The 17,319-nt window shown below is 59.0% G+C and carries 18 protein-coding genes and 1 pseudogene; 6 read left to right on the forward strand and 13 right to left on the reverse strand.

All coding sequences use genetic code 11. From position 1 onward, the window contains the following. Positions 1–218 precede the first annotated feature (218 nt). Both ACWR1S_RS29310 and ACWR1S_RS29315 read left to right on the forward strand, forming a co-directional pair. A pseudogene (locus ACWR1S_RS29310) lies at positions 219–989 on the forward strand (MCP four helix bundle domain-containing protein); the annotation flags it as partial. Beyond that, positions 981–1,844: a methyl-accepting chemotaxis protein gene (locus ACWR1S_RS29315; RefSeq protein ID WP_454565957.1), complete on the forward strand. Its 864-nt coding sequence runs from the start codon at positions 981–983 to the stop codon at positions 1,842–1,844. The pseudogene ACWR1S_RS29310 and the gene ACWR1S_RS29315, both read left to right, overlap by 9 nt. Positions 1,845–1,907: 63 nt before the next feature. Here the strand turns inward: ACWR1S_RS29315 and ACWR1S_RS29320 are convergent, their stop codons facing one another. The 5 genes from ACWR1S_RS29320 to ACWR1S_RS29340 form a co-directional block, all read right to left on the reverse strand. Then, positions 1,908–2,315 (reverse strand): HvfA family oxazolone/thioamide-modified RiPP metallophore, encoded by a 408-nt coding sequence (locus tag ACWR1S_RS29320; protein WP_016986236.1) that lies wholly within the window; start codon positions 2,313–2,315, stop codon positions 1,908–1,910. 290 nt (positions 2,316–2,605) lie between these two features. Beyond that, positions 2,606–3,904, reverse strand: coding sequence for an NAD(P)/FAD-dependent oxidoreductase (locus ACWR1S_RS29325; protein WP_016986237.1), 1,299 nt, complete (start codon positions 3,902–3,904; stop codon positions 2,606–2,608). A 63-nt stretch (positions 3,905–3,967) separates the two neighbouring features. Beyond that, the gene (locus ACWR1S_RS29330; RefSeq protein WP_007909875.1) at positions 3,968–4,141 is read right to left on the reverse strand and encodes a DUF3094 domain-containing protein; all 174 of its coding nucleotides are present in this window, start codon (positions 4,139–4,141) and stop codon (positions 3,968–3,970) included. 51 nt (positions 4,142–4,192) lie between these two features. Continuing rightward, positions 4,193–4,720 (reverse strand): MOSC domain-containing protein, encoded by a 528-nt coding sequence (locus ACWR1S_RS29335; protein ID WP_454565949.1) that lies wholly within the window; start codon positions 4,718–4,720, stop codon positions 4,193–4,195. Continuing rightward, positions 4,717–5,343, reverse strand: a complete 627-nt coding sequence (locus ACWR1S_RS29340) for a DUF1780 domain-containing protein (protein WP_008078503.1) — start codon at positions 5,341–5,343, stop codon at positions 4,717–4,719. Before ACWR1S_RS29340 ends, ACWR1S_RS29335 begins: the two co-directional genes overlap by 4 nt. A gap of 180 nt (positions 5,344–5,523) precedes the next feature. Between ACWR1S_RS29340 and ACWR1S_RS29345 the strand changes: the two genes are divergently transcribed. Both ACWR1S_RS29345 and ACWR1S_RS29350 read left to right on the forward strand, forming a co-directional pair. After that, positions 5,524–6,213, forward strand: coding sequence for an energy-coupling factor ABC transporter permease (locus tag ACWR1S_RS29345; RefSeq protein WP_454565950.1), 690 nt, complete (start codon positions 5,524–5,526; stop codon positions 6,211–6,213). 65 nt (positions 6,214–6,278) lie between these two features. Next, positions 6,279–6,494: a hypothetical protein gene (locus tag ACWR1S_RS29350; protein WP_007909901.1), complete on the forward strand. Its 216-nt coding sequence runs from the start codon at positions 6,279–6,281 to the stop codon at positions 6,492–6,494. A gap of 5 nt (positions 6,495–6,499) precedes the next feature. Here ACWR1S_RS29350 and yacG read toward each other — a convergent pair whose 3' ends face one another. Genes yacG through pilB form a run of 5 tightly spaced genes read right to left on the reverse strand, consistent with a single transcriptional unit; the run spans position 6,500 to position 11,111 of the window. Continuing rightward, positions 6,500–6,700, reverse strand: coding sequence for a DNA gyrase inhibitor YacG (yacG, locus tag ACWR1S_RS29355; RefSeq protein WP_454565951.1), 201 nt, complete (start codon positions 6,698–6,700; stop codon positions 6,500–6,502). Beyond that, entirely contained in the window at positions 6,697–7,320 is a 624-nt protein-coding gene (gene coaE, locus ACWR1S_RS29360) for a dephospho-CoA kinase (RefSeq protein WP_454565952.1), read from the reverse strand. Before coaE ends, yacG begins: the two co-directional genes overlap by 4 nt. After that, entirely contained in the window at positions 7,317–8,189 is an 873-nt protein-coding gene (locus ACWR1S_RS29365) for a prepilin peptidase (RefSeq protein ID WP_454565953.1), read from the reverse strand. Before ACWR1S_RS29365 ends, coaE begins: the two co-directional genes overlap by 4 nt. A gap of 1 nt (position 8,190) precedes the next feature. Then, complete coding sequence (locus tag ACWR1S_RS29370; RefSeq protein WP_212621025.1) at positions 8,191–9,408, reverse strand: type II secretion system F family protein; 1,218 nt, start codon at positions 9,406–9,408, stop codon at positions 8,191–8,193. Between the two features lie 2 nt (positions 9,409–9,410). Beyond that, positions 9,411–11,111 carry a type IV-A pilus assembly ATPase PilB gene (gene pilB, locus ACWR1S_RS29375; protein WP_454565954.1) on the reverse strand — a complete coding sequence of 567 codons (1,701 nt, stop codon included), beginning with the start codon at positions 11,109–11,111 and terminating at the stop codon, positions 9,411–9,413. A gap of 225 nt (positions 11,112–11,336) precedes the next feature. On the opposite strand from pilB, the gene ACWR1S_RS29380 reads away from it, so the two are divergent. Beyond that, complete coding sequence (locus tag ACWR1S_RS29380; RefSeq protein ID WP_277759331.1) at positions 11,337–11,774, forward strand: pilin; 438 nt, start codon at positions 11,337–11,339, stop codon at positions 11,772–11,774. Between the two features lie 297 nt (positions 11,775–12,071). Continuing rightward, complete coding sequence (locus tag ACWR1S_RS29385) at positions 12,072–12,425, forward strand: BON domain-containing protein (protein WP_064118703.1); 354 nt, start codon at positions 12,072–12,074, stop codon at positions 12,423–12,425. 271 nt (positions 12,426–12,696) lie between these two features. On the opposite strand, the gene ACWR1S_RS29390 is transcribed toward ACWR1S_RS29385, so the two are convergent. From ACWR1S_RS29390 to ACWR1S_RS29400, 3 genes are all read right to left on the reverse strand, one after another. Continuing rightward, the gene (locus ACWR1S_RS29390; protein WP_454565958.1) at positions 12,697–12,993 is read right to left on the reverse strand and encodes a DUF2845 domain-containing protein; all 297 of its coding nucleotides are present in this window, start codon (positions 12,991–12,993) and stop codon (positions 12,697–12,699) included. After that, on the reverse strand, positions 12,993–15,941 hold the full coding sequence (locus tag ACWR1S_RS29395) for a DUF748 domain-containing protein (RefSeq protein ID WP_454565955.1): 2,949 nt from the start codon (positions 15,939–15,941) through the stop codon (positions 12,993–12,995). Before ACWR1S_RS29395 ends, ACWR1S_RS29390 begins: the two co-directional genes overlap by 1 nt. A 219-nt stretch (positions 15,942–16,160) precedes the next feature. Continuing rightward, on the reverse strand, positions 16,161–17,177 hold the full coding sequence (locus ACWR1S_RS29400) for a class I SAM-dependent rRNA methyltransferase (protein ID WP_454565956.1): 1,017 nt from the start codon (positions 17,175–17,177) through the stop codon (positions 16,161–16,163). Positions 17,178–17,319: the final 142 nt, after the last annotated feature.

Here is a 17,319-nt window from a genome sequence, read left to right on the forward strand (position 1 = left end):
CGCGCCTGCTTTGGGAGCAGGATGTCAGGAGTTCGAATCCCCTTACCCCGACCATATTAAAAATCCTCGTATCGAAAGATACGGGGATTTTTTTTGTCCGACAAAAACGCATTTCTCCTTCAAGTCATCATACAACCTGCCGATAGCCCGCTAACACGAGGGGACTGCCATGGCGTCGCCCCTTGAATCTGGCCAATACAAGAATAAGGGCGTGCGTCATGTTGCTTCGTCAGTTGAATATTGCTCCCCGGGCTGCCCTGGGATTTGCCCTGATCGCGGTGTTGGTGGCCTTGCTCGGTGTGTTTGCGCTCGGGCAGATGTCGAGTATTCGCGACAGTGAAGTCGCGGTCGAAAATCAGTGGCTGCCGAGCATTCGTGGCGGCGACGAGATTCGCGAAATCATGCTGCGTATCCGCACCATCTCGCTGCGCATGGCGCTGGATCAGGATCCGGCCAACATTGCGACTTACCGCAGCCAGATGGATACCCGCGACAAGGAGCTGAGCGAGAAAATCGCCGCCTACGACAAACTGGTCAACACCCCGGAAGGCCAGCAGCTGTACGACCAGTTCAAAAAAACCTTCGCCGCCTATCGCAGCGGTATCGCTCAATCCTTCACCCTCGCTGAGCAAGGCAAGCGTGAGGAGCTGACCAAGTTGTTGCTGGTCGACATGAAAACCGTCGTCGATGGCTCCGGCAAACAACTCAACGACCTGGCGGACTTGTTCGCCAAACAGGTCGCCGCCGAAAGCCAGAAGTCCGCTGCGCACTACGACAATTCACGCACGATAGTCAGTTTGTTCATTGCCTTGGCCGCACTGGCCACCGTGGCTCTGGCGATGATGCTCACGCGCAGTATCGTGCGGCCGCTGAGCAGTGCCGTGAGCGCCGCAGAAAGTGTGGCGCAGGGTGATCTGACCCGGCCAATCGAAACCCATGGCAACGATGAAGTCAGCCGCTTGCTCAAAGCCTTGGCAACCATGCAGCAGAACCTGCGTGAGACGCTGCAAGGCATCAGCGGTTCAGCCACGCAACTGGCCACCGCGGCCGATGAGCTCAACGCGGTGACGCTCGACAGCACGCAGGGGCTGCAACAGCAGAACAACGAAATTGAACAAGCCGCGACGGCCGTCAACCAGATGACGGCAGCGGTGGAAGAGGTCGCACGCAATGCGGTGTCGACCTCTGACGCGACTCGCCAGTCCAGCGAGTCGGCGCACCGGGGGCAGGTGCGCGTCAGTGAGACCGCCACGGCCATCAACGCACTGGCCAGCGATGTGCAACAAACCGGCGAGTTGGTGCAGTCACTGGCCAATCAGTCGCAGGACATCGGCAAAGTACTGGATGTGATTCGGGCGATTGCCGAGCAGACCAACCTGCTGGCGCTCAACGCGGCGATCGAAGCAGCACGGGCCGGTGAGAGTGGGCGAGGCTTTGCCGTGGTCGCCGATGAAGTGCGGGCGCTGGCTTATCGCACGCAGCAATCGACTCAGGAGATCGAGCAGATGGTTCAGGGCATGCGCAGCGGTTCGAGTCTGGCGCTGGATTCGATGCAGGCCAGTACCGCGCGTGCGACCACCACGCTGGCGTTGGCCGAGCGCGCCGGTGAAGCGCTGCAAACCATCACCGCGTCGGTGCACGAGATCCATGAGCGCAATCTGGTCATTGCCAGCGCGGCGGAAGAACAAGCGCAAGTCGCGCGGGAAGTGGATCGCAACCTGGTGAACATTCGGGATTTGTCGGTACGTTCTGCCGCCGGCGCTGACCAGACCAGTGCTTCCAGCCATGAATTGTCGCAACTGGCCAACGCCTTGCAGGGCATGGTGCGGCGCTTCCAGTTGTAAACGGGCAGAGGTGAAAAAGCCGCGTTTCTCTCACGAGAAGCGCGGCTTGGTTTGCTCTGCCGATCAGGCGCCGTCTTGGTCTTTCAGGTGTTCGAACAGACCCTTGGGCATTTTCTTGCCATTGGCTTCAAAGTTGGCCTTCACGTTGTTGTAGGCCTCTTGCTCATCGATAAAGCCATCGTGGTTGGTGTCGATTTTGTCGAAGTCGGATTTCGGCGCGACTTTGAGGAATTCGGCACGCGAGACCTTGCCGTCACCATCGCTGTCAGTCTTGGCCATCGAAGCATCGCCACATTTGCCTTCACCGCATTTGCCTTCCGGCGCTTTCACCGAGGTTTCCGCCGAGGCAACCATGTAGCCCTGCGCCAGTGGTTGAGCGGCAAACACCGAACCAGACAGCATCAGGCCACCCGCCAGTGCGGCGCCGATCAGGCCAATGGATTTTTTACCGAGGGTCGAAGTACGGGACATTTACATTCTCCTGGGCTGCACTGCGCAACCACACATTAAGGACGCTTGCCTGAGCAGGTGTTGCTCGGGTGTGGCCATTAAGCGGTGGCGGTGTATCGCGACTGTGTCGCGCAGCGGGGGAGTTTGTAAGCGAAGGTCGGAAATGTGGGGCGGGGATACAGTAAGAAACAAATCTTTCGATCAACACAAAACAATGTGGGAGCGAGCTTGCTCGCGAAAGCGTTCTGTCAGTCAATGTTGATGCGACTGATCAGAAGCTTTCGCGAGCAAGCTCGCTCCCACAGGTTTTTTTAGTGCAATTTCAGACGCGGCTCGGTGCCACGACCAATCTTGCTGCCCAGCATCAGCATCGCCGTGCGAAACGGACCGTACAGCGCCATCTGGTGCATGCGATACAGCGACACGTAAAACATCCGCGCCAGCCAGCCTTCGAGCATCACACTGCCAGTGAGGTTACCCATCAAGTTACCCACAGCCGAGAAACGCGACAGCGAGATCAGCGAGCCGTAGTCGGTGTACTTGTACTCCGGCAGAGTCTTGCCTTCGATGCGCAGTTTCAGCGATTTGGCCAGCAGTGAAGCCTGCTGGTGCGCGGCTTGCGCCCGTGGCGGCACGTTGCGATCGGTGCCCGGTTGCGGGCACGCGGCGCAGTCACCGAAAGCGAAGATGTTCTCGTCGCGGGTGGTTTGCAGCGTCGGCAATACCTGCAGTTGATTGATGCGGTTGGTTTCCAGGCCATCAATGTCCTTGAGGAACCCCGGCGCCCGAATACCGGCCGCCCAAACCTTCAGGCTGGCCTTGATCTCGTTGCCATCGGCCGTGATCAGGCTGTCGGCGGTCACTTCGCTGACCGAAGCGTTGGTCATCACATTGACCCCGAGTTTTTCCAGGGTCTTGTGCACGGGCCCGCTGATGCGCTCCGGCAGGGCAGGCAACACCCGTGGCCCGGCTTCGATCAGGGTGATGTGCATGTTTTCCGGTTTGATCCGGTCGAGGCCGTAAGCCGCGAGTTCATGGGCAGCGTTGTGCAGTTCTGCCGCCAGTTCAACGCCTGTGGCGCCAGCGCCAACGATCGCGACGCTGATCTGCTCGACCACATCGGTTTGCCCGGCGTGTGCACGAAGATAGTGGTTGAGCAGTTGCTGGTGGAAACGCTCGGCCTGTTTGCGCGTGTCGAGGAACAGGCAGTGCTGCGCCGCGCCCTGCGTGCCGAAATCGTTGGTGGTGCTGCCGACGCTGATCACCAGCGAGTCGTATTGCACCTCGCGTGCAGGCACCAGCTCTACGCCATTTTCGTCGTAGGTCGCTGCCAGTTGAATTTTCTTTTGCGCGCGATCGAGCCCGCTCATGCGCCCCAGCTGGAACTCGAAGTGGTTCCATTTGGCCTGGGCAACATAGTTGAGTTCGTCTTCGGAAGAGTTCAGCGATCCGGCGGCAACTTCGTGCAACAGCGGCTTCCAGATGTGCGTCAGATTCGCGTCGACCAGCATCACGCTGGCGGTGCCGCGCTTGCCCAGAGTCTTACCCAGACGGGTAGCCAACTCCAGACCGCCGGCGCCGCCGCCGACAATAACAATACGATGGGACATAGGGATAACTCGCAAGGTTTTTAAAGGAAATCGGTGCGGTTACCCAAGCGAGCGCCAAGCTGCTCATAGCGTCAGGTAACTGATAAATCGGCTCAACAAGCCCAGACCAATGGTCACTGCCAGCACCAGCACAAGGAGCATCCATGGCCGGAAAGGTCGGCGCTCGACTCGGTGCTGGGACAGTTGCAGGTACTCTTCGACATGTTTCTGGTCTTCGGGGTTCAGGCGGCTGGTCATATTTGCCTCGTCAGGTAGACGTTGCTGAATGGGCAGAAGCTACAGCGGTTTTTATCCGGGGTTGAACGCAGCATAGCCGCTGTCCGGAACCGGCTCGACGCTCACCCGGTCTTCGAGGCGAATGATCCCGCTTTGTAACACCCGCGCGGTAATTCCGCCATGCCCGCGCACCGCTTGAAAGGTGCCCGGGCCAAGGTTGTTCTGCAGGCGTGCGCACGGCTGACACCATCCCGTGGTTTCGAATATTGCCTGACCGATGCGAAAGCGCCGACCCTTGAGGCTAAACAAATTGATACCGCTGATAACGAGATTACGGCGCAGATCTTCAGGTTTCACCGGTTGATCATCGGGGCGGCCCATCAAAGCGTTGATCACCGCAATATGTTCCCACTGAATCAGCGTCACTTGTCGCGCGTTACGCACACCGGGGCGGGCGTGGTCGCCGGTCAGTCCTGCTTCCAGCCGAGCCTCGACGGCGTCCAGTTCGATCATCGGCCCACGGGATTCGGGGCGCACGCCGATCCAGCGGACACGCCCGGTTTGCGGCACATCGGCAATCAATTGCTGCAGCGGCGTCACAGGCTGATCCCGACGTCGAAAACGATGCTGCGACCGAGGTTGCTGCGCAGAAAATCCGGCGCATCCGGGTGGGCGAACAGCACGCGGGCGAAGGTCGGGCCGACCAGCGACAGCGAGCGCCAGCCCTGTCGCAGGTATTCGGTGGGCGGGGGGAAATGGCTGTTCAGATCGAGCACTTCGCGCTTGAGACTGGCGAAGGCAATGATGTCCAGTTCGCCCAGATCCATGCCGCGTTCCTTGTAGTTGTGCGCTTTTTTGCGCAGGGTCGGTGCCAGTCGCATCAGGAATTCGTTGGCCGGGATGCGTTTGGGCTTGGCTTCGCGGCGCACCAGTTGGCTGAGGGAAAAGGCGCTGCGTCTTCGCTGCAGTTCATCGCGCCATTCGTCGTTAAGTCGTCGGCCCTCATCAAGCACGAAAAACACCTCGAAATTGGCATCCCGAAACAGCACATCCGGCGGCTCGCCAGCGGGCGCGAATTCGTCGGCGCGGTAGGGAATGTTCAGGCCTTGCAGCAGGCGCTGACAGACCCAACGCTCACGCTCCCATTTGCGGGCATTGGACAGAAAGGCGTTGGCCTGCTCGGCCGCGATGGTCAGCAGGCGTAAATAATCTGAGTCATCCATAGGCCCAAGCTTAGCGTTCAAATGCGACAAGCAGAAAGCTTTGCTTGAACCGCCCGTTCACCTTGCCCTTGTAGGAGCTGCCGAAGGCTGCGATCTTTTGATCTTGCTGTTAAATAAAAAAATCAAAAGATCGCAGCCTTCGGCAGCTCCTACAGCTGAATGTCGATGGAGGGTGAGGGAATGATTGGAGCTGAACTGCTTTCGACGGCGAGCCTGACGCTCGGCTGGCTGATTTATCTGCCGGTGCTGCTCTGGGCGATTGCGCGCGCGCCGTGGGTCGAGTTGTTCAGTGACAGCCGGCGTCAGCATCTGCTGTTCGGTACCGTGTTCGCCTTGTTTCTGTTTTGGCTGGTGCGCAGGGATTTCGACACCGGTGTGTCTTATCACTTCATTGGCATGACGGCGGTGACATTACTGCTGGATTGGCCACTGGCGATTGTCGGCGGGCTGGTCGCGCAAATGGGCCTGCTGGTGCTCGGGCGTCAGGATCTGCTGGCCGTCGGGGTCAATGGTGCTTTGTTCATTTTGCTGCCGGTGCTGGTTACCGAATGCGTGGCAATTCTCGTCGAGCGTGCTCAGCCGCGTAACCCGTTCGTGTACATCTTCTGTTCCGGTTTTTTCGCTGCCGCGCTTTCAGCACTTTTGTGTTTGATTTTGAGTCTGACGCTGCTGTGGTACGACGGTCTCTTTGCCATGCCGGAGTGGCTGGAGGATTTCGTCGGTTATCTGTGGCTGTTGCTGTTTCCCGAGGCGTTCATCAACGGCATGGTCGTCAGTGCACTGGTGGTGTTCTGCCCGGAATGGCTGGAGACGTTCAATCGCACGCGCTACCTTTCGGCGCCGTGGAAGGACGACGATCCCAAGTCTTGATCCACATCAAACCCGCCATGCGCGGGAAATTTCATGCTCGCGCAAATTCCTTCAGGAGCAGCGGCATGAGTGTTTACGAGTGGGCAAGGCAGGAGACCCGGCAGAGTCTGGACATGGCGCAGGAGGTGGGCTTTGACCCGGGGTTGAGTTTGCGCGCCTTGCTCAGTGCGGTGGTGCAACAAAGCAAGGCCGTGCGCAACGCCGAAGACCTGGCCGACGAATTGCGCTTTCTCGCGGAAAACCTCGACGACGATCAGGACTACGGCTTTATGCGGCCCTGACCGGATCAGTGACGCGGATCGAAGTCGCCGGAAAACAGTTCATCCTCGGCATCCGGTGCGACCGGAATCTTGTGTTCTTCGGACGCCCAGGCGCCGAGGTCGATCAGTTTGCAGCGATCGGAACAGAACGGCCGAAACTTGTTTTCAGGGGTGAACTCAACGGGCGCGCCGCAGGTTGGGCATTCAACGGTAGAAATCTGGCTCATGCTTGGCCTCCGGATAATGTCAGGTAAAAGTGATGCAGACGCTCGACTTCACTGTGCAACCAAGCGAGGTCGCGGTCGTTGACCACCACGTCGTCGGCGCGGCTCACACGGTCTTCGCGGCTCGACTGAGCCTTGAGAATCGCCTGAACCTGCTGCTCGCTGGTCTGGTCACGCTGCAAGGTACGTTCGATCTGCAATTGTTGCGGGGCGTCGATCACCAGGATGCGCTGGGTCATCGTGTATTGCCCGGACTCGATCAACAGCGGCGACACCAGAATCGCGTAAGACGATTTTGCCAGCGCCAGGTGATGAGCGATTTCTTCGGCGATCAACGGATGCAGCAGGGCTTCGAGCCAGCGCCGTTGCTCCGGCTCTTCGAAGATCAGTTTGCGCAGGGCCGCGCGGTCCAGTGTGCCATCGGCCTGTAAAACACCAGGGCCGAAGTGCTCGGCAATCTGCGTCAGCGCCGGACGCCCGGGTTCAACCACCCAGCGCGCCGCGTGATCGGCATCCACCACGTGGACACCCAGATCAATGAAGTGCTGGGCCGCCGCGCTTTTGCCGCTGCCGATGCCGCCGGTGAGGCCGAGAATCCAGGGTTTTTCCACAGGGGTATTCATTTCAAACCGACAGACTGCCAATAGAAGTCGGTTATTTGACCACCCCAGAGCAAGGCAATCCAGCCGGCAATTGCCAGATAAGGGCCGAAGGGGATCGGCGTCGAGCTTTTCTGCTCGCGCAGACGCAGCACAATCACCCCGATAATGGCGCCGACCAGCGATGACAACAGGATGGTCTGCGGCAGAATCTGCCAGCCGCCCCAGGCGCCGAGCAGCGCCAACAGCTTGAAATCACCATGGCCGATGCCATCCTTGCCGGTCAGCAGCTTGAACAGCCAGAACACCGACCACAGCGCCAGGTAACCGGCCACCGCGCCCCACAGCGCATCGTGCAACGGCACGAACACGTCGAAGCTGTTGACGATCAACCCCAGCCACAGCAGCGGCAGCACCAGCACATCGGGCAGCAGCTGATGCGCGGTGTCGATCAGGCTCATCGCCAGCAAACCCCAGGTGAGAAAGATCAGCAGGCACGCCGGCCAACCGAAACCGAAATGCCAGGCGATGAAGGCCGAGAGCAAGCCACAGGCCAGCTCGGTCAGCGGATAACGTTTGCTGATGGGTGCAGCACATGCAGAACAACGCCCGCGCAGGCACAGATAGCTGAGCAGCGGAATGTTTTCCCACGGGCGGATCCGGTGGGCGCAATGCGGGCATTCGGAGTGCGGCAGCATCAGGTTGTAGGTAGGCAGTGGCGTTTCGCCGGGCAAGCCGAGCACATCATGGGCCTGCTGGCGCCAGTCGCGTTCGAGCATTTTCGGCAGGCGCCAGATCAGCACGTTGAGGAAGCTGCCGACCACCAGACCGAGCAACAGGGCGGTGAAGACAAAGGCCAGCGGATACAGGGCGAACAGTTCGTCGATAGGCATGTCAGATCGCTGAGCCGAGTTGGAAAATCGGCAGATACATGGCCACCACCAGTCCGCCGACGATCACCCCCAGCACGACCATGATGAACGGCTCCATGAGGCTGGTGAGGTTGTCGACCATGTTATCCACTTCCTCTTCGTAAAACCCCGCGACCTTGTCGAGCATCTCGTCCAGTGCGCCGGACTCCTCGCCGATCGCAGTCATCTGCACGGCCATATTCGGAAATACACCGGTGCTGCGCATCGAAAAATTCAGCTGCATGCCGGTCGAGACGTCCTGGCGAATCCGCAGCACGGCACGCTTGAACACCACATTGCCGGTGGCGCCGGCCACCGAGTCGAGCGCTTCCACCAACGGTACACCGGCGGCAAATGTGGTCGACAGGGTTCGAGCGAATCGCGCTACGGCAGACTTGTACATCAGCGTGCCCACCAGTGGCAGTTTCAGCAGCCAGGTATCTTTGCGATCACGCAATGCCTGAGATGTTTTCAATGCATGGCGGGTGCCGAAAATCGCTGCGACCAGCGCACCGAGAATCGCCCACCACCATTGCTGCATGAATTCCGAGAGGCTGATGATCATCAGGGTGAAGGCCGGCAGCTCAGCACCGAAACCTGAAAACACCGACTGGAACTGCGGCACCACTTTGACCAGCAGGATCCCGGTTACAACGGCCGCCACCAGGACCACGGCGGTGGGGTAAGTCATGGCTTTTTTGATCTTGGCCTTGAGCCGTTCGCTTTTTTCCTTATAGGTCGCGACCCGTTCCAGCAACGTGTCGAGGGCGCCGGACTGCTCGCCCGCATCGACCAGGTTGCAATACAACTCGTCGAAATACTGCGGCTTCTTGCGCAGGGCGGTGGCGAAGCTGTTACCGGCCGCGACCTCCTGTTTGACCTCGTCGACCAGTTTGCGCATGGCCGGGTTCTCAAAACCCTCGCCAATAATGTCGAACGACTGCAACAGCGGCACGCCGGCCTTCATCATGGTCGCCATCTGCCGGGTGAACAGAGCAATGTCCTGGGCCTTGATGCGTTTGCCAAAGCTCAACAACGATGCAGATTTCTTGCGCACCTTGCCGGGATTGATCCCTTGCTTGCGCAGTTGTGCCTTGATCAGCGCCGGGTTCTGTCCGCTTAGCTCTCCGGTGACTTTGCTGCCTTTTCTGTCCGTACCTTCCCAGGCATAAATACTGATTTTCGCTGCCTTGACCGCCATGTTCAGTCCTTGGTGACCCGGTTGATTTCTTCAAGGCTGGTGATGCCTTGCATGGCCTTGCGCAGCCCGGAGGTGCGCAGGTCGTCGAAGCCGTCGCGGCGGATTTGAATGTCGATTTCCAGCGAATTACCTTCGGCCATGATCAGTCGTTGCAGTTCTGCGGTGTTCTTCACCACTTCATAAATCCCCACGCGTCCCTTGTAGCCGCCGTTGCAGTGATCGCAACCGACCGGCTCGTAGATCGTGAAATGGCCGATGCGTTCCTCGGGGAAACCTTCCTTGATCAAGGTTTCGCGCGGAATCTCGATGGGTTTCTTGCAGTGGCTGCACAGCTTGCGCGCCAGGCGCTGGGCGATGATCAGGCTGACCGAGGTGGCGATGTTGAAGCCGGGAATGCCCATGTTGTGCAGGCGCGTCAGGGTTTCCGCGGCGCTGTTGGTGTGCAGGGTCGAGAGCACCAGGTGACCGGTCTGCGCAGCCTTGATCGCGATCTCGGCGGTTTCCAGGTCGCGGATCTCACCGACCATGATCACGTCCGGGTCCTGACGCAGAAACGAGCGCAGCGCCTGGGCAAAGTCCAGCCCTTGTTTGGGATTGACGTTGACCTGGTTGATGCCTTCCATGTTGATCTCCACCGGGTCTTCGGCGGTGGAAATGTTGATGTCGACGGTGTTGAGGATGTTCAGGCCGGTGTACAGCGACACGGTTTTACCCGAACCCGTGGGCCCTGTGACCAGAATCATGCCCTGTGGCTGCTTGAGCGCGGCCATGTACAGATCCTTCTGCTCGGGCTCATAGCCGAGGGCGTCGATGCCGATCTGTGCGCTGGAGGGGTCGAGAATCCGGATCACCACTTTTTCGCCCCACAGGGTCGGCAGCGTGTTGACACGGAAATCGATCGACTTGTTTTTCGACAGGCGCATCTTGATCCGCCCGTCCTGCGGTTTGCGTCGTTCCGAGATATCCAGACTGGCCATGACCTTCAGGCGCGCGGCGATGCGCCCGGCCAGTTGAATCGGCGGCTTGGCCACTTCGCGCAGGATGCCGTCGGTGCGCACCCGCACCCGGTAGTTCTTCTCGTAAGGTTCAAAGTGCAAGTCGGAAGAGCCACTCTTGATCGCGTCGAGCAGCATCTTGTGAACGAAGCGCACCACCGGCGCATCGTCGGCATCGAGCCCGCCGATAGCGTCCTGCTTGCTGTCGTCGATGGATTCGACGTCGAGGCCGTCGAGATCGACATCGGCCATGTCTTCCAGGCCGCTGGCGTGGGTGTCGAAGAACTTTTCGATGGCATCGGTGAGTTTGTCATCTTCGACCAGAATGGCTTCGGTGCTCAGCCCGGTACTGAATTGAATGTCGTTGATCGCTTGATGATTGCTCGGGTCGGAGATGCCCACGAACAGCTTGTTGCCACGCCGCCACAAGGGCAGGGCATGGTGCTGACGCACCAGTTTTTCGCTGACCAGGCCTTTGGGCTGGGTTTCCTTGTCGAGGCAATTGAGATCAAGGAACGCCATACCGAAATGCTCGCTGGCGATCTCGGCCACCTGCCAGCTCTTGACCAGTTTGTTTTGCACCAGATAGCTGACCAGCGACAGGCGATTGCGCTGAGCCTGTTGCCAGGCTTGCTGGGCGCTTTTTTCTGTCAACAGTTCGGCCTGCACCAATTGCTTGGCCAGACCGCTCAGAGCGATGTCATTCATGGGGATTCCGCACACTTGCCGTTCATGACTTATAGCCTAGTCAAATGACAGCGCCAAACACGGTGGGTGCAGGTGACAAAAAGTGTCAGATAGTGCGGTTGCGCGTTGTAGGAAATAGCGTTGTAGAGGGTTCGCGGCCAACGGGCGGGGCTTTGAGGCGTTGGCATGGCCTATGCTGCGTCCCTTGCAGATCATGAGATTTCGACTCATGCATGGAGCGTGTCTATGAAAAAACAACAAGGTTTTACTCTGATCGAGCTGTTGATCGTGGTGGCGATCATCGGGATTCTGGCAACGATTGCCCTGCCGCAGTATTCGAAGTATCAGGCGCGATCAAAAGTGACGGCGGGGCTGGCGGAGATCAGTGCGATGAAGGTGCCGTTCGAGGACACCATCAACCAAGGTACCGCTCCGGATATAACCGCTGTGAACGGCGGTACAACCACCACCTCCAACTGTACGGTGGCGGTTACAGGTACAGCGGCGACGGGGGCGGGCAGCATCAGCTGCACACTGCTCAACGCTCCGGGGCCGGTACTGGGCAAAACCATCACGCTCACTCGTTCGGGCGCTGCAACCGGTAATACCTCTGGTTTGTGGACCTGTGCCACTACTGTTAACGCGGATTATTCGCCAAAAGGCTGTACCGCCAGCGGTACGTGATTGCTAGCGTGTGATGACCGAATGCCCTGCCACGCAGGGCATTTTTCTTTACTCGGTTAAAAATAAAAGTCTCAATAGTTTCAGCAGCTTATGAACTTTTCAAAAAGCCGCAACTTGCATGTGAATATTGCTCGAGTCATGCAAATTGCATGATTCCGGAAATTTCCGTTAATCATAACGTGTTGATTTATAACGATATTGTACGAATTAAAAAGTTGGCACAGCGTTCGCAACTACCTTGGTAACCCTGCTGACAAGACAACCAGCAGACTTTCCAGAAAAACAGGAGTTACTCGTATGAAGAAGTTCGCTATCACTGCCGCTGCTGCTACCGCGCTGACCCTGACCATGACCGGCGCTTTCGCACAAACCACCCAGGCTACCCAGGCTCCAATGACTCTGGCCGCTGGTGAAATGACCAAGGCTAAAGAAACTACTTCCGATACCTGGATCACTACCAAAGTCAAAAGCGACCTGGTCACCGAAAAAGGCATCCCAGGCACTGACATCAAAGTGGAAACCAACAAAGGTGTTGTATCTCTGTCGTCGACTGTAGCTATCACCGAAGCTCAGAAAACCACCGCAGTGAACATCACCAAGAAAATCAAAGGCGTCAAAGCGGTCTCCGCTGACGGCCTGAAAGCCGAGTAAGGCATGACTTCTCGCCTGGACCGGGAGAAGGCGCGACAGACGGGCCGAGCAATACGTCTGCCGCAACTTTAGAGTTCATGCGAACGGTCACACGGATGTGACCATTACGGGCCCCGCCACTTGTGTCGGGGCCTGTTCTATTTCACGGGCAAACACAAAACAAATGTAGGAGTGAGCCTGCTCGCGATAGCGTTGGGTCAGTCGAAATTGTAATTGACTGACCCAACGCTATCGCGAGCAGGCTCACTCCTACAAGGGGATCAGTGTTGGATCAGTTACCGCGTTTGCTGTTGATCTGCCGCAGGCGATTGCCTTCGAAGCGCAGGTATTGGTACATGCCGTTGCTCGGGCCGTAGGTCCATTCCTCGACCTGAAATTCTTCGCGGCGATTGGCGCTGCGCTTGTAGCCGAGCACATCACGGCTGACCGGCTCACCGCACTTTTGCAGGACTTCGCTTGAGCGGTCTCCGAGGCTGATCAGTTGGCTACCACAGCGCAGCGTATCGGAGGCCGACGCGTGACTGGCCACGAACGTCATTGCGATCAAGGCCAGCCACTGCAGTTTCATCATTCGGCATCCAGATGCATTTGCGTGACCACGCGGCCATCGCTTTCGGCCTCGCCAAGATTGGCGTCGATGAAGTACACGCGGTCGTCTGCCAGTTGGCCTTTATCGACGAGGTAGTCCTTGATGCTGCTGGCTCGGTCCTGACCCAATTGGCGCAGCAGCACATCGCTGCCACTCCAGAACTGAATCACGCCTTCGCGCATCTTCGCCGTGCGTTCTTCCTTGCCCAGATCCTTCCATTCGGCCGGTGGCTGGGTTTTCAGACGAGTGCGGTAGATGCCTTCGAGCAGTGGGCCTTTCTCGCCCTCTGGCACTTGCAGCAAAGACGCTTGAGCCGGGACTTTATCGCCACGACGCTGGAGCATCTTGTAGTAGTTGTATTGGTATTCGCGTTCCAGACGCTGTTCGGCGAGCAACGGCCCGTCACTGCTTTTGGCGGCCGTGCCTTCGATTTCCAGGCGCAGCGCCGGACGCTCCTTCAGCGCCTGAGACAGTTTGACCAGCGCCGCTTCGGCATCCTTGCTCAAATCGCTTGAGCCCGGCGCAAACGACACGGTGCCGAGGTCTTCCGAGCCGCCGCCACTGATCAGCCCGCCAATCATCTTGAATGGCGCGGCAGCGGCTTTGACGATCAGGTTGCGCAGGGTCTGCCAGACAATCGGCATTACGCTGAATTGCGGGTTGTTCAGGTCGCCGGTCACTGGCAACTCGATGGAGATCTTGCCGTCGACGTCCTTGAGCAAGGCAATCGCCAGTTTCAGCGGCAGGCTCACGGCATCCGGGCTGTCGACTTTTTCGCCGAGCTGCAATTGTTCGACCACCACTTTGTTCTCGGCTTTGAGCTGGCCCTTGGTGATCAGGTAATGCAGATCAAGGTTGAGCCGGCCCTTGCGGATACGGTAGCCGGCGAATTTGCCGGAGTAGGGCGTCAGCGTCGTCAGTTCGACACGTTTGAAACTGGTGGCGATGTCGAGGCTGGCCATCGGATCGAACGGATTGACCGCGCCTTTGATGGTCACCGGTGCATAACGGTCGACCTTGCCTTTGATGTCGACGCTGGCCGGTTTGGCCTGACGGCTGTCGATGGTGCCGATCTGACCGTTGAGCTGCTGGACCGCAGTGGCGAAATTCGGTGTCAGGCTGAAGTCGGCGAAGTTGGCCGAACCATCATTGATGGCGATGCCGCCGATGTGAATGCCCAGCGGTTTGTCTTTGCTGGCCGGTTTCGCCGCTGCGGTTTTGGCGCCGCTGTCGGCAGGCTGCGGTATCAGCAGATCATCGATGTTGGTGGTACGGTCATCGTTGATCATGAACCGCGCGTACGGCTGGAACAGGTTGATTCTGTCGATCGACAGGCTGTCGCCGTGCTGGTAGTTCAGGCCTTCGACCACCACTTGCTGCCACTTGAGGAAGTCGCGGGTTTTCAGGGTGTCGAGGGTGTGCAGTTGATCGATCTGCGCGCGGCCGGTGACGCTGAGTGCCAGTGGTTCGGTGCTCTTGAGATTGACCTTCAGATCACTGCCGAGCATGCCGCTACGCAGTTCCAGGCGAATGAACGGATTGATGTAGGACTGCGCGACGCGCAGGTCGATGTCCTGGGTTTTCACGTTGAGCTGGGCGTTGACCGGGGCAAGATTGACCGTGCCGTCGGCCATGATCTTGCCTTGTTTGCCCACACCGCTGTCGAGCTTGAGCTTGAAGGGCGAGCCGTTGAGGCTGTCGAAATCCTGCAGGTCGACGTTCAGCGGGGTGATATCCAGGGCGACGGCCGGTTGGGCCGAGCGGTCGGCCAGATGCACGGTGTAATTGCGCAATTGCACGTCTTTGAGCAGCACTTGCCATGGTTTGCTCGGCGCGGGCGGTGTTTTCGGTGAGTCGGCAGCGGCCGGTGTATTGGCCGGTTCTGCGGCGGCTTTGGCGGCCGGTTTTGACGGTTGGCTGGCGAACAGTTTCTGCCAGTCCAGTTGGCCGTCGGCTTCGAGCGCCGCCCAGGTTTCCAGTTTGTTGCTGCGGATCTTGCCGACCACCACTTGCTGCTTGGCCAGGTCCACCGAGGTTTCGCTGACGTCGAGACGCTCGAGTTTGGCCAGTGGCCGTCCGTCCGGGGCTTTGATGGCGAACGGCGCGATGCTGACCGCGACGTTGTTCAGTTGCAGCTCTGTTTCTTTCGACAGATTGAGTTTGTATTCGCTACTGAGGCTGATCACGCCGTCTTCGAGGACCAGCGGCACCGAGTCTCGCACGTAGGGCCAGAAGGCTTTCATCTTGCCGTCGGTGACTTTCAGAGTGCCTTCGGAGGTGAACGGGATCAGGCTGAAATTACCGCTCCAGTCGATCCGCCCACCGGCCGGGCCGATGGCGACCAGGGTCATGTCGGCGCTGTCTTCGGGCAGGGTGCTGAGGTTTTTCAGTTCGAAGCTGAGGTCATCGTAGAGGAACTCGATGGGCTCGCTCGGGCGCACGTCCTCAAAGTGCACGACGCCGCCGGCCAGTTTGATGTTGTCGATGCGCAGCGGGAAGGGCTTGGCGTTCGGATCGGCCGGCGTCGGCTCACTGGCCGGCACATTGAACAGGCCCAGCAGGTTGAGCTTGCCGTCTTTGGCGAACAGGATTTCGCTCTTCGGTTTGTCCAGCTCGATGTTGGCCAGATGCAGCGCTTTGGTCCACAGGCTGTCGATTTGCAGGTCGGCGTAGAGGCGATCGAAGCCAATCTGTTCCTTGCCCGGCTCGCCGATGACCAGCCCCCACAGGGCGACTTCCAGGCTGAACGGGTTGAGCTCGATACGCTGGATGTGCGCAGGCACCGTCGCGTAGTTGGCCAGTTGCTGATTGGCTACGCGCAGGGCGATGCCCGGCAAAATCAGAAACCCCAGCAGGCTGTAGAGGGCCAGAGCAGTCAACAAGGCGCCAATTGCGCGAATCAATCCTTTGGGCATGTGCGGCTTCATCTGTCTGAATCGGAGTGCCTTGGAGTATGGCACGCGATTCTGGTTCCGAAGTACATCGCATGGAGCAGGATTGTTCAGATTCTTCTGTAGGAACAAAACACTGTGGGAGCGAGCTTGCTCGCGAAAGCGGTGAATCAGTCGAAAAATACGGCGACTGACCCGACGCCTTCGCGAGCAAGCTCGCTCCCACAATGGAGGGGTGTTAGCCGCGCGAGCGCTTCAGAGCTGCAGGATCAGGGTTTTCAGCGGTGGTTGCTGGTCCATGGACGGGAAGTCGGCACCCGGGGTCATCACACGCCATTCACGCACCGGTCGCCCGGCCTTCTCGGCGCAGCGCAGGACCTGCTCGCGCCAGTCGTCCATGCTGACTTTCGCCAGGTTGTTGCAGCAGATCAGCACGCCGTTGTCGGCAGTGGTCAGCAGGGCTGGCTTGAGCAGGCTCTGATAGTCGCGCAGCAGGTCGACGGTGCCGAATGCACTCTTGGCCCAGGCGGGTGGATCAAGCAGGACCAGATCGTACTGACGCTGTTCCAGGCGCTGATAGCTCGGCAGTTTCTGCCCGCGACGCTGGCCGATCGGCAGGCCGGCGAGTTGGCGAATGGCCGGGAAGTAGTCCGACTGAATGAATTCCATCTCCGGCAACTGCGGGTTGAGCAGACCGTTTTCGCGACCGACCGCCAGATTTCCCTCGGCGAAATCCAGGTTGCACACTTCACTCGCCCCGCCAGCGGCGGCACTGAGGCCGACGCCGCAGGTGTAGGCAAACAGGTTGAGCACGGATTTGCCTTTGGCGTGATCCTTGACCCAGCCACGCGTATTGCGCAGGTCGAGGAACAGCAGCGGATCCTGCCCGGCGTGACGCCCGCGTACGCGGTAGTTCAGGCCCCATTCGTGACCGACCAGATCGGCCAGCGCGGCGTCTTCGGCTTTATAGACGCTGTCTTCACGATCAATGCGCGAATTGCCACGGGAGCGGTCGTTGTAGACCAGCAAGGTTTCCAGGCCGAGGGTCTGATTGACCATGGCGTGCAGTTGCAGCAGGTCATCACGCTCCAGCGTCTGGTGAAAGCTTTGCACCAACAGTTGCGGGCCGTAGCGATCGATGGTCAGGCCACCGGCACCTTCCTGGCTGCCGTGGAACAAGCGATAGCAGTCGGTGCCCTGGCGGTGCAGCTCAGCGAGCAAGTCCTGGCGTTGATCGAGGGCGGCGCGCAGCGCCTGGTTCAAGGAAGACATGCGGGCGCCTTGCTGGAGAGAATGGGGGCGCGGGAGTTTAGCAGTTACTGAGCTGCAAGCTCCAAGCTTCAAGCCTCAAGCTCAAAACTTGCAGCTTGCAGCTTGCAGCTTGCAGCTTGCAGCTTGCAGCTTGCAGCTTGCA

It is taken from the genome of Pseudomonas sp. AIG (assembly GCF_977020205.1).